The organism is Streptomyces sp. NPDC048461 (genome assembly GCF_055587105.1).
This window is the reverse complement of record NZ_JBVJGW010000062.1, coordinates 1-11,464: the sequence shown is the minus strand read 5'-3', so window position 1 is coordinate 11,464 and position 11,464 is coordinate 1. Positions and strand designations below refer to the sequence as shown.

Below are 11,464 nucleotides of genomic sequence, written 5' to 3'. Positions count from 1 at the left end.
CGGCGGGATAGTGCTTCATCCCCACAGGGACTCCGTTCTCCTGGACCATCAAGATCCAAGTCTCTCCGGTGTCCAAAATCCGGGGTCAGGGCCCCAGCGATGCGGGCAGCCAATACACCAGTTTCAAGCTGGCCGAACACCTGGACGCCGCCGGCATCGCGGCCTCGATTGGCTCCGTCGGCGACGCGTACGACAACGCCCTGATGGAGAGCACGATCGGCCTGTTCAAGACCGAATTGATCAAGCCGCAGCGGCCCTGGAAGACCCTCTCCCAGGTCGAGCTGGCCACCGCAGAGTGGGTCGACTGGTACTGCCACCGACGCCTGCACGGTGAGATAGGCCACGTCCCACCCGTCGAGTACGAGACCAACTACCACCTGACAACCACGAAACCCCAGGTCACAACCACCAACTGAGATCTCTACCGAACCCGGGGCGGTTCACATGCAGACCATGCTCGGGGTCCGGTTCCTGGCGAGTGAATACAGCACCGGACCGGTTCACGGCGGCCGGATCGACTCGTTGGGCATCGACGAGAACGGCGCACCGGTGATCGTCGAGTACAAGCGCGGAACCGACGCGGGAGTCATAAACCAGGGCCTCTTCTACATGGCCTGGCTGCTCGACCACCGGGATTCCTTCCGGCACCTGGTCCGTGACCGGCTCGGGGTACAGGCCGCGGCCCAGGTGCTCTGGAGCGCACCGAGGCTGATCTGCGTGGCCGGCGACTTCACGCGCTACGACATCCACGCCGTCCGCGAGCACCGGCACGCCATCGACCTGGTCCGCTATCGGTACTTCGGCAGCGAGCACGTCGGACTTGAGACGGTGGTCTCCTTCCCCGGCCGTGCGGCGGCGCCGAAGGCGGGGTGCCGGAGCCGGGGTACGGCGAAGGTGCAGCGAACCGTGACGGCGGCGGGGGCCATGACGGAGCTGGCCGCGGCGGTCGACGAGGCGCTGCTCGGGCTCGGCGAGGACCTCACCAAGGTCTCGAACCAGACCTACACCGCCTACCGGCGCATGCAGAACTGTGCATGCCTGGTCCCGCCGAAGAAGGCCAGACTACTGGTCTACCTGAAGGCCGACCCGGCGATGGTTGACCTCATGCCCGGCTTCGCACGGGACGTGACGGGGCTCGGCCACCACGGCAGCGGCAATCTGGAACTGACGCTCCAGACCGAGCGGGACCTGGAGCGCGCCGCCGACTACTTCCGGCAGAGCTACGCCCTGGCGTGATGGCATCGGCCTGTACCTCATCTTCAAGGAGCACGACTGGCTGTAGACGGTCCGCACCGAGGGTGTGGTTTCGGATCAGGTGGGTGGGCCGGTGAGGGTGAAGCCGGTGTAGCCGTTGCTTGCCACGGCGGCGCATTCCTCGCGGTAGCGGTCGGCGCCTCCGACGTAGGCGAGGAAGACCCGGGGTTTGCCGGGGACGTTGGCGCCCAGGTACCAGGAATCGGCGGCCGGGTAGAGGGTGTGGGAGGCGAGTTCCGCGACGTGGGCGGTCCAGGTTTCCTCGGCCTCGGGATTGGCGTCGATCTCCGTGATGCCGTTGCCGCGCAGATGGGCGAGACAGTCGGTGATCCACTCCACGTGCTGCTCGATGGCGACGGTCATATTGGTGAGCACCGACGGGCTCAGCGGCCCGGTGACCGTGAAGAGGTTGGGGAAGCCGGCCGAGACGAGGCCGAGGTGGTTCCGGGGGCCGTCCGCCCACTTCTCGCGGAGGGTGGTGCCCCCCTTGCCCACGATGTCCACGGCGAGCAGGGAGCCGGTGACAGCGTCGAAGCCGGTGGCGTAGACGATCACATCGGCGAGATGTTCCCGGGCCGCGGTGCGGACCCCCTTGGGGGTGATCGCCTCGATTGGGGTCTCCCGCAGATCGACGAGCGTCACATGCGGCTTGTTGTAGGTGGCGTAGTAGCCGGTGTCCAGGCAGGGGCGTTTGGTCCCGAAGGGGAAGCCGCGGGGTGAGAGCCGCTCGGCGGTCCACGGGTCGCCGACGATGGAATCGATCTTGGACCGGATGAACTCGGCGACCGTCTCGTTGGCCTCCTCGTTGACCAGGATGTCGGTGTACGAGCGGAGCATCGCGCTGAGCAGGCCTTCCTTCCAGGCGGCCTCATAGGTGACGGTCCGCTCCTCCTCGCCCGCCTCCAGTGCGGACCGGGTCGGCATCTCGCAGACGCTGCCGCCCTTCGACCGGCGCTGGGCGGCCCGGAACTCCGGGTATACCGACTTCCGCTCGGCGACTTCGGTGCCGGTGAGCGGACGGTTCCAGGCCGGGAGGGCGTACGCGGGAGTCCGCTGGAAGACCGTCAGCTCGGCGGCCTGCTCGGCGATGAGCGGGATGAGCTGGACTCCGGATGATCCGGTGCCGATCACCGCGACCCGCCGGCCGGTGAAGTCGGGCTCCTCCCGCGGCCAGTGGGCGGTGTGGTGCGCAGGGCCGGTGAAACTGTCGGCTCCGGGGATTCCAGGGTCCTTGGCGGTGGAGGAACAGCCCGAGGCCATCACGAGGAACCGGGTGGTGACGCTCTCCCCGGTGTCGGTGGAGAGCTGCCAGAGGTGCCGCTCCTCGTCGTACACCGCCCTGGTGATCCGGGTGTTCAGCGTGATGTCCGGGCGCAGGCCGAACCGGTCGGAGACATGGTGGATGTAGCGGAGGATCTCCGGCTGGGTCGCGTACTTCTCGCTCCAAACCCATTCTTGGTCCAGCTCGGGAGAGAAGGAGAACGAGTACGACATGCTCTCGATGTCACAGCGGGCGCCGGGGTAGCGGTTCCGGTGCCAGGTTCCGCCGATATCGTCCCCGGCCTCGAACACGCGCGTCCGCAGGCCGAGTTCACGCAGACGGTATAGCTGGTAGAGGCCGGAGAGGCCGGCTCCTACAACGACCGCGTCCTGTTGTGGAGCGGCGGGCCGCAGGGTGGTGTTCATGGGGGCGGTCTCCTGTGTGCGCATTTCCGGCGGGGTGGACGGCGCTGAGGCGGGACCGCAGGCCGGGCGCGGTATGGCACCGGGCCCCGACTGTCCTCCGGCCGGCCCTCAGCGTGCTTCAGAGGTCACGCCGTTCGCTGTCCGGTCCGGCCGCCGCGAGGGCGAGCTCGCGTGGGGTACTGTCCGCCGGAGACGCTTCGGGGCTGCGGACGTCGGCGCTGGTGTGGGCGGTCCATGCCTCCAGGGCGGTGCTGCAGGCGTGGTCCAGGTGGCGCAGTCGCGAGAGGTCGAGTTCCACCGGACGGTCCTTCGGCAGGGCCTCCAGGGTGTCGAGGATCAGGGGCAGCCGCAGGAATGTGGCGCTGCCGCTGAAGGCGACCGTGATGCGGTCGTCATGCTCGACGATGTCCAGGCGGACCGCGGAGGTCTCCCACGCTGTCTTGATCACGGCCATTCCGATGCCGAGCAGCACGCCCATGAACATGTCCGTGGCGATGATCGCCAGTGCGGTCGCCGTAAGGACCACGGCCTCGCCCCGGTTTTCGCGCCAGAGCGGACGGAACGTCGTGACGGGTACGAGCTTGGCGCCGGCATGGACGAGCACCCCGGCGAGAGCGGCCACGGGGATCAGTCCGAGTACGGCGGGGAACAGGGCGGCGAACAGCAGGAGCCATACCCCGTGCAGGATTCTGGACGCCTTGGTCCGGGCCCCGGCCTGGACATTGGCGGCACTACGCACGATGACGGCGGTCATGGGCAGCGCGCCGAGGAGGCCGCACACCGTGTTCCCCGCGCCCTGGGCGATGAGTTCCTTGTTGTACTGGGTGCGCGGGCCGGTGTGCATCCGGTCCACTGCCGCGGCGCTGAAGAGCGATTCGGCCGAGGCGATGAGGGTGAAGGCGAGTACGACGCCGAGCAGCTCGGGCTCCGCCAGCAGCCCGAAGTCGCCGAGGCCCGTCAGCCGGAGCGAGTCGGCCAGGCCCCGGACCTCGATGGTGGCGACGGGCAGGTCCAGCACCGCCACCGCGGCGGTGGCCAGTCCGACGGCCACCAGCGGTCCGGGGAGCAGCCTGGGCAGGCGTCCGGGAAGCCGCTTCCACAGGATCAGTACGGCGATGGTGCCGGCACCGATCGCGCAGGAGGAGAGCGTCGGGGTTCCGTCCGCGATCTGGGTGAGCAGCTTCGGCAGCCCGAGCAGATTGTCGAGGCCCTTGCCCGGCGCGCTAACCCCCGCCAGAGCGTAGAGCTGGCTGCAGATCAGCACCAGGCCGATCCCGGCGAGCATCCCGTGGACGACCGCGGTCGAGATGGCACGGAACCATCGTCCGAAGCCAACGAGGCCGAGCGCGATCTGGAGCAGGCCGGTCGCCAGGACGAGGATGCCCAGAGCCTGGATGCCCTGCTGGGTCACCGCCTCGTACACCAGGACGGTGAGTCCTGCGGCCGGGCCGCTGACCTGTAACGAGCTGCCCGGCATCATGCCAACGATCAGCCCGCCGACGATACCCGTGACCAGGCCCAGTTCGGCGGGGACACCGGAGGCTACGGCGATGCCGACGCACAGGGGCACGGCGACGAGGAACACCACGACCGAGGCGAGGGTGTCGCGGGAGAGGACGTCCGGCCGAAACCGGAGACGTGAGGGGTGCAGGGGAGAGGGCATGGGGGGTCGGCTCCTAGTGTGGGGGGGGGAGCGGTCGGATCGGTGAGAGGGGATGACTGCGCACACATGCCCGAGCACGCGCATATACGCACGCACAGGCACATGCAGAGGCATTGCTGTTCAGAGGGACGAGAAGGTTCCGGTGGCGAGCTGGTGGGTCCGGACGGCGCCGGTGTGGACCTCGTAGTACCAGGCGTGGAGAGCGAGCCGGCCCTCGCTGACGGACCGGCTCACACACGGGTACTCGCGGAGCTTCGCCATCTGCTCCACCACGTGGCGCTGCACGGGCTGTGCGACATCGGGGCCGAAGCCGCCGGGGTCGGGGAGGCCGTCGGCCGTGGGGACGGACTGGCCGAGCCAGCCGTGGACCGCCGGGAGGGCCCGCAGATCGTCCCCGCGGGCCAGGGCTCCGACGGCGCCGCAGTGGGAGTGCCCGCAGAGGATGATGTCGGACACCTCCAGGACGCTGACGGCGTACTCGATCGTCGCCATCTCGCTGGTGGGTTCTTCCGGTGCGTAGACGGGGATGATGTTCCCCGCGGTGCGCAGCTCGAACAGTTCACCCGGTCCGGTCCCGGTCAACAGGGTGGGAACCACTCGGGAGTCGGAGCAGGTGATGAACATGACGGTGGGCCGCTGACCGTCCGCGAAGCTCCGGAGATCGCGGCCCGCACCGCCGCAGCGGGAGCCGAAGGCGCGGGCGTGGTCGATGAGTCTCTGCACAGGGTCCTCCATACGAAAGGGCGTCTGGCTTCTCGCACCGGGTAGGCCTTCCTGGTATGCGGTGTGGCCCGGGTGCCGAGGGAACAGGTGCGGGTGATCGCATAGCAGAGCTGCTGGGGCTTCACTTGCAGTCTGGTCGGTGTGGTGGCGCCCGTGACTCGGACGGGACGGCGGCGACCGGCACGCCGTTCACGGGCACCACGTCATGGTTCCCCCGTGGGAAGAATTCTGCGGTCGGGGCATGAGGCGTTCGTGAGACGGCGATGAGAGAGCCCTCATCGCGTGCGAGGCTCCGGCCGGGTTTCAGGACCGGAGCCGGTACCCGACGCCCCGCACGGTCTGGACCCGGTCGGATCCGATCTTGCGCCGCAGGTAGCGGATATAGACGTCGACGATGTTCGAACCGGGGTCGAAGTCGAACCCCCATACCTGGCTGAGCAGTTGCTCGCGGGACAGCACCCGGTCGGGATTGCGCATCAGGATCTCGGCGAGGGCGAACTCGCGGGCGGAGAGGTCACTGACCCGCTCCCCCACGTGTGCCCGGCGGGTGCGGAGGTCGAGGAGCAGATCCCCCACACGCAGCAGAAAGCTCTCCGCCGGCTCCTCACGGCGCAGGCGTAGCCGTACCCGCGCCAGTAACTCGTCGAAGGCGAAGGGCTTGGGCATGTAGTCGTCCGCGCCGCCCTCCAGGCCGGCCACGATGTCGCTCACCGTGTCGCGTGCCGTGAGGATGACGACGGGCAGGGTGCTGCGCGCGGTCCGCAGCTTGCGGAGCACGGTCAGCCCGTCGTTGCCCGGCAGCCCGAGGTCCAGGATCAGGAGGTCGAAGTCCTGTCCGCTGGCGTGCTCGTAGGCGGAGACGCCGTCGGCGACGACCCGGGTGACGTACCCGCTACGACTCAGCCCCTTCTCGACGAAAGAGGCAATCCGGGCCTCGTCCTCCGCTATCAGGATCCTGCTCATGATGGGTTCCCTCCGTCGTGGGGTGCAATGCGGGAAGGTCGATGACAAATCGCGCGCCCCTTCCAGGGGCGTCCACGACGTAGGCGAAGCCGCCATGACCCTGGGCGATCTCGCGGACGAGAGCGAGTCCGATGCCGATACCGGAGCTGTTCCGCCCGAGGTTCGCGGTGCCGCCCTGGTAGAAGCACTGGAAGATCCGCTCGCGCTCCTCCGGGGCGACGCCGGGCCCGTTGTCCGATACCCACAGCAGTACGCGGCCGAGCTGCAGGCGCGACCCGATCTCGATGGCGCCCCCCTCCGCCGTATGGCCGACCGCGTTGGCGGCCAGCTGCATCAGGGCCTGGGTCACCCGCTGGCCGTCCAGGTGCGCTTCGGCATCGGCGACCTCGGCCACCGTCCACTGTCTCCGCCCCAGGGCCTGCGCCTTGGCGGCCACGTCCACCACCAGGTCGGTGAGATGGGCCGCGCGGAGGGTGAGGAAGTCGGGGCGCTCGGCCCGGGCCAGGAGCAGCAGGTCCTCCACGATCCGGCTCATCCGGTCCAGCTCGTCGATGAGCAGGGCGCGGGTCTGGCGGCGCTGGCTGTCGGGGTCGTCGTCCATCAGTTCCAGATGGCCGCGGACGACGGTGATGGGGGTACGCAGTTCGTGCGCCACCTCGTCCAGGAACCGGCGCTGGGTGGTGAAGGTGCGTGACAGGCGGTCAAGCATATGGTTGAACGATTCGGCAAGTTCGGCCACATCATCGCTGCCCCGCACCGGCAGCCGCCGGGACAAGTCCGTCTCACTGATCCGCTCGGCCGTCTGCCGGACCAACCGGATCGGAGCCAGCACCCTGCCCGCCACCAGCCAGCTCGTCAGCCCCCCGACCATCAGGGCGCAGCATCCCGAGGTCAGCAGCGTCCGCGCCAGATGATGCTCCCGTCCCAGATGCTGGTCCCGGAAGACGACCAGGACGAGCCGGACATCGGCGGGATCCCCCTCCACGCGCACCGGGACGACCCCGTAACGGACCATCCCGGCCGAGGAGTCCAGCCACCGGATGCGTTCATCGGCCGTATGCGTCAGCAGGTCCACAACCGCCGGGTCCCGGTCCAGCCGGGCCGGCATCGAGCCGTGGCTGCGCCGGTCCGCACGTCCCTCGACGATGCTGAAGAAGGCCGCGTCCCGGCCGGGGGTGTGGACTGTCATGAACGCCGTCAGCAGCGCGGCTCCCGTGGTGAACCGCTCACCGGTGTGAGGGTCGCGCGAGGCGCGGGCGAACGCACGCAGCTTGTCGGCCTCGGAGCGGAGCTGCGCGTCGACCTGATGGTCCAGCTCGGCCCGCCACACGATGGTGATCACGATGGTGGGCACGGCCAGGGAGGCGGTGAGCAGCAGGAACATCCAGCCGACGATCCGGGACCGCGCACTGATCGAACGCCTGAGCATCAGTCGTCCCACTCATCGTCCGCTTCCTGGTCCAGGCTGCCTGCCGGTCCACCCCGGGAGTCGTCGTCATCGTCGTCGTAGTCATCGTCGTCGTAGTCATCGTCGTCGTAGTCATCGTCGTCGTAGTCATCGTCGTCGTAGTCATCGCTGGTCGCGGGCGGCGGTACGAGATCGACGGCCCGGCCGCCGGGGCAGGCGCAGGGCGGATCGGGCGAAGCCGACGGCGGTGCGGAGGCGGCAGGAGGAGTGGCAGGGGTGGCGTCGGGCGCGGGTACCGACCCGTACCCGGCGGGCACGACCACCGCGGGCCCCACGGAAGGCTCCGCGTTCTGTCCGGGCCAGAGCCATACGGCCAGTAGCACCATGAGCGCCACTAAGGCAGCTCCACTCACGTATACCGGCCTCACCGTGCGCCACCGCATCAGATCATTGTGCCTTGGTCTAGTCCAAAGAGTCGACACGAGGAGAGCATTCTCATGATGGGTGGGGTGCCTGTGTACTTCCCGGCCGGTCGGGGGGGTATGCCGGGAGGCATGCGCATCGGGCCCCGGTCGCGAGACCGGCTCCCGGGCTGCCAGGTCACCGCGGGCGGCGGACCGGACCCCGAACCTGCGCCGACCGGACACCCACGTGGCGGAATCGCGCCAAAGTCGACCCCGCCGGGACCGCTTCCGATGATTTGCCATTCCCGTTGATTGACATTCGCACGATCGCACTTCTAAATTCACGGAGCGGGTCGGGAAGTAATCCACGTATGACCGGCCCGTCAATAATGAACCTTCCGTACTATCACCGGAGGACCCCATGGAGCAGCTGATCAAGCAGATGTCAGATGACCGAGTCTGGCAGATTTGGACCGCCGTCAACTCGGCCCAGCAGGACGCGAAGAGCGGCTGCATCAGCACGGCGTCGAAGGTCGGCTGCATCTCCTGACCTGCAATGAAAGAACGCCCGGGAACGACCCTGCGAGACTCTCCCCCCACCACCGCAGCAAGTTCCCGGGCGTTCCGGCCCGGACTCCTCATATCCCATATTTCTTCAGCCATGCGAATCATGAGAAGGAATTAATGAATGGCCAGCCGACCGCCGAGGTCATCGACCACATTCGCGACATCCCCATCTATCAGGAATCCCTGACGAAGGGGCATTTCCCCCTGCTCGACAAGCCGGAGATCGCACGCGGCTTCCCCGGGAACTGGATGACGCCCCGGCTGGCGGCGGCCCTGGCGGCCGGCGAGGCCGAGTTCGTCCTGTCCACCGGCACCAACCACGCCAGGATGCAGATCATCCGGCCTCCCTACTTCCTGCTCCGCTCCTACTACGAGCTGTGGCGCAACCATCCGGACATCGCAGGCACATGGGAGTCGGGCTGCCGCCGCGTCTCCCTGACCACGGTGCTCGCGACGGAACACGTGGCACGGGTCAACGCCGCCCGCCGGGGCGTCGAGCCCCGGCCCGTACCGGCCCTGGACGACCGCTGGCTCGATGAGCGCACCTGCTATCTGAACCTCCGGCTGGACCCGGCCCGGTGGGACCGCGGGGACGTGCTGCGGATGCTCGGCGAGATCGACCGGGCGCGCGCCGGCCATCCCCTGGGCCAGTACCACCTCGACTGTTCCGGCTACCACCTGGCACACCTGGTGCGAAAGGCCGTGGCCTGGAACCTGTGGGAGGGCTTCCCCCTGCCGGCCAGCATCATCCACGCGTACGAGTACACCCCGGTGAACGTGCGGCGCTTCCTGCGCCGGCACTTCACCTGCCCGATCATCGACCTGTTCGGCAGCACGGAACTCGGCTACCTGTACTTCAGCGACCGGGAGGGCGCGTACCGTCCGCACCTCGACCGGATGAGTGTGGAACTCCTGCCGGTGGCACCGGGAAGCACGATCCACCAGCTCATCGTCACCAGCGTGCGTAATCCCTACATGCCACTGGTCCGCTACCGGTCGGGGGACTGCGTACGCACTCTGGACGGCACACCGGATCCGGAAGCGATCACCCAGTTCTGCGGCCGGGAGAAGGAGCTGCTGAGCACGCAGGACGGGCCGGTCGCCCAGGGCGACTTGGACCGGATCATCGGCGATGCCTCCACCCAGATCTTCCTGCACCAGCTTCATCTCCACGGCGACGCGGAGGTCATCCTGCGGTACACCACGTTCAGCGGCGAGCCCGTCGAGGCCGCGGAGACGGCGGCTCTGCGGCAGGCCATCGGCGCACTGACGGGGCGGCGCTGCCGGATCGAGCACCGCGGCCATATTCCCGTCGGGCCCTCCGGCAAGTACGCCTGGCTCGTCGGTGCCCATGCCGACGCCGGTGCCAAAGTCGGCGCCTGATACACGTTTCCCACACTTCCGCCGATTCCCCTTCGCCGTTCAGAAACCGGAGCACCATGACCAGCGGACGAACTCTTTCCGCCGAAGACATCAAGAGCCTCCTCGGGGACACGCTGCACGCCGAGGTCCTTCGGCATTTCGGCGAGAACACGCCGACCGCGCCCCGGGATTTCGTGGAGCGTCAGGTCACCGAGTGCCTGCGGTACCTCTACCTCGTCTCCCGGTACCGGGACCAGCTCAGCGGTCTCTTCCTGCCGGTCGAGCAGGACATCGACGAAATATGGCACTACCTCATCCTGCAGACCCGGGAATACCGCGCACTGTGCGAGGAGCGACTTCCCGGACGGTTCTTCATCGAGCACCGCAGCATCTCCTACGAGGAGTACCAGGAGGTGCCGGGCCGCGAGCAGGCATTGGAGGAAGCATTGCGCTGGATCCCCCTGTACTGCCGGGAATTCGGGCCGTTCGACGAGGGCGCGCTGCCTCACTGGACCGTGGTGCGGTTTCTCCACGAACATATGGGTCTCTCCCTCGCGGAAATTGCCCATCTGGAGCCCCTGGCCGTGGCCTGACCGCAGGGGTCCTTGCAAGATCGACGATCGTCCGGTTTGCCGGAGTCGTCGCGAGGCAGGGTGAGCATCCCGGTTCGGGCAGGCAGAACGCAGTGCAGGCGCGGTCTCAGTGATCATGTGAGTGTCGAAGTCCCATGAACACTTGGTGAGTCGGTGCCTGCTCCTGCGTCTTCCCTCATACCCCAGGGTCATTGCACGATTGGGATCTGTCCGGGTTGATCACGTGAGGCCGAGGGCCGACAGTGGTCGGAGGTAGTCGCGGCTGGTGTGTCGGAGGGCGGCGGCGATGTTGGTCTCGCCGTTCTGGCGGAAGAGGCTGATGGCGAGGTTGCGCAGGCTGGCCATGGTGCGGGGCAGGTGGCCGGTGCGGACTTTGGAGTCGTCCTCGCGGAAGGTCCGGTCACGTACGTGGTGCAGGAGGTTCTCGATGCCCCAGTGGCCCCTGATCCAGGCGGCGAGCTGGGCCGGGGTGGCGTCGAAGACGTCCAGGCTGGTGATCAGGTAGATGCGTTCGATCGTCAGCTTCTCGGTGGCGAGGTCGCGTCGCCATCGCACGACTCGGATCGCCTGGCGGGCGCCGGGGTAGTCAATGTGGCGGAACGCGGCGACCTTGAGGCGGCGGATCTCATCGCGGTGGTGAGCCCGGTCGCGGGTGTGGTGGTCCAGCGGGATCTCGGCCCAGGGCAGTTTCCTGACCTGCGTATACAGGCCGGGGTGGTTCTTCTTGACGATGGCCAGGTAGGCCGTTCTTAGCGATCACCTCGCGGCCCAGATGTGGATGGCCGCGAGGTGGAGGGCCGCCTGGTAGGTGGTCGCGGTCTTGTCGTATCGAGTGGCCAAG

At 68.0% G+C, this 11,464-nt stretch carries 10 protein-coding genes and 1 pseudogene; 4 read left to right on the top strand and 7 right to left on the bottom strand.

Going from position 1 to position 11,464, the window contains the following annotated elements; translation table 11 throughout:
* Positions 1 to 95: 95 nt before the first annotated feature.
* Positions 96 to 416, top strand: a pseudogene (locus tag ACZ6S8_RS39370) (integrase core domain-containing protein); the annotation flags it as partial.
* Between the two features lies 1 nt (position 417).
* The gene (locus ACZ6S8_RS39365; protein ID WP_469463198.1) at positions 418 to 1,236 is read left to right on the top strand and encodes a DUF5655 domain-containing protein; all 819 of its coding nucleotides are present in this window, start codon (positions 418 to 420) and stop codon (positions 1,234 to 1,236) included.
* A gap of 75 nt (positions 1,237 to 1,311) precedes the next feature.
* On the opposite strand, the gene ACZ6S8_RS39360 is transcribed toward ACZ6S8_RS39365, so the two are convergent.
* The 6 genes from ACZ6S8_RS39360 to ACZ6S8_RS39335 form a co-directional block, all read right to left on the bottom strand.
* Positions 1,312 to 2,940: a flavin-containing monooxygenase gene (locus ACZ6S8_RS39360; RefSeq protein WP_469463196.1), complete on the bottom strand. Its 1,629-nt coding sequence runs from the start codon at positions 2,938 to 2,940 to the stop codon at positions 1,312 to 1,314.
* A gap of 118 nt (positions 2,941 to 3,058) precedes the next feature.
* Positions 3,059 to 4,603, bottom strand: coding sequence for a SulP family inorganic anion transporter (locus ACZ6S8_RS39355; protein ID WP_469463195.1), 1,545 nt, complete (start codon positions 4,601 to 4,603; stop codon positions 3,059 to 3,061).
* A gap of 120 nt (positions 4,604 to 4,723) precedes the next feature.
* Entirely contained in the window at positions 4,724 to 5,326 is a 603-nt protein-coding gene (locus ACZ6S8_RS39350) for a carbonic anhydrase (RefSeq protein ID WP_469463194.1), read from the bottom strand.
* A gap of 303 nt (positions 5,327 to 5,629) precedes the next feature.
* Positions 5,630 to 6,289, bottom strand: coding sequence for a response regulator transcription factor (locus ACZ6S8_RS39345; protein WP_469463192.1), 660 nt, complete (start codon positions 6,287 to 6,289; stop codon positions 5,630 to 5,632).
* Entirely contained in the window at positions 6,219 to 7,718 is a 1,500-nt protein-coding gene (locus ACZ6S8_RS39340) for a sensor histidine kinase (RefSeq protein ID WP_469463190.1), read from the bottom strand. Before ACZ6S8_RS39340 ends, ACZ6S8_RS39345 begins: the two co-directional genes overlap by 71 nt.
* Positions 7,718 to 8,092: a hypothetical protein gene (locus ACZ6S8_RS39335; RefSeq protein ID WP_469463187.1), complete on the bottom strand. Its 375-nt coding sequence runs from the start codon at positions 8,090 to 8,092 to the stop codon at positions 7,718 to 7,720. Before ACZ6S8_RS39335 ends, ACZ6S8_RS39340 begins: the two co-directional genes overlap by 1 nt.
* A gap of 693 nt (positions 8,093 to 8,785) precedes the next feature.
* Between ACZ6S8_RS39335 and ACZ6S8_RS39330 the strand changes: the two genes are divergently transcribed.
* Positions 8,786 to 10,051, top strand: coding sequence for a hypothetical protein (locus tag ACZ6S8_RS39330; RefSeq protein WP_469463185.1), 1,266 nt, complete (start codon positions 8,786 to 8,788; stop codon positions 10,049 to 10,051).
* Positions 10,052 to 10,107: 56 nt separating this feature from the next.
* Positions 10,108 to 10,623, top strand: a complete 516-nt coding sequence (locus tag ACZ6S8_RS39325; RefSeq protein ID WP_469463184.1) for a glycine-rich domain-containing protein — start codon at positions 10,108 to 10,110, stop codon at positions 10,621 to 10,623.
* 219 nt (positions 10,624 to 10,842) lie between these two features.
* On the opposite strand, the gene ACZ6S8_RS39320 is transcribed toward ACZ6S8_RS39325, so the two are convergent.
* Positions 10,843 to 11,355 (bottom strand): ISAs1 family transposase, encoded by a 513-nt coding sequence (locus tag ACZ6S8_RS39320; RefSeq protein WP_469463197.1) that lies wholly within the window; start codon positions 11,353 to 11,355, stop codon positions 10,843 to 10,845.
* Between the last annotated feature and the right edge of the window lie 109 nt (positions 11,356 to 11,464).

Coding starts and splice junctions, on each gene's coding strand:
- ACZ6S8_RS39360 (WP_469463196.1), bottom strand. CDS start 2,940: ATGAACACCACCCTGCGGCCCGCCGCTCCACAACAGGACGCGGTCGTT.
- ACZ6S8_RS39355 (WP_469463195.1), bottom strand. CDS start 4,603: ATGCCCTCTCCCCTGCACCCCTCACGTCTCCGGTTTCGGCCGGACGTC.
- ACZ6S8_RS39345 (WP_469463192.1), bottom strand. CDS start 6,289: ATGAGCAGGATCCTGATAGCGGAGGACGAGGCCCGGATTGCCTCTTTC.
- ACZ6S8_RS39340 (WP_469463190.1), bottom strand. CDS start 7,718: ATGCTCAGGCGTTCGATCAGTGCGCGGTCCCGGATCGTCGGCTGGATG.
- ACZ6S8_RS39330 (WP_469463185.1), top strand. CDS start 8,786: ATGAATGGCCAGCCGACCGCCGAGGTCATCGACCACATTCGCGACATC.
- ACZ6S8_RS39325 (WP_469463184.1), top strand. CDS start 10,108: ATGACCAGCGGACGAACTCTTTCCGCCGAAGACATCAAGAGCCTCCTC.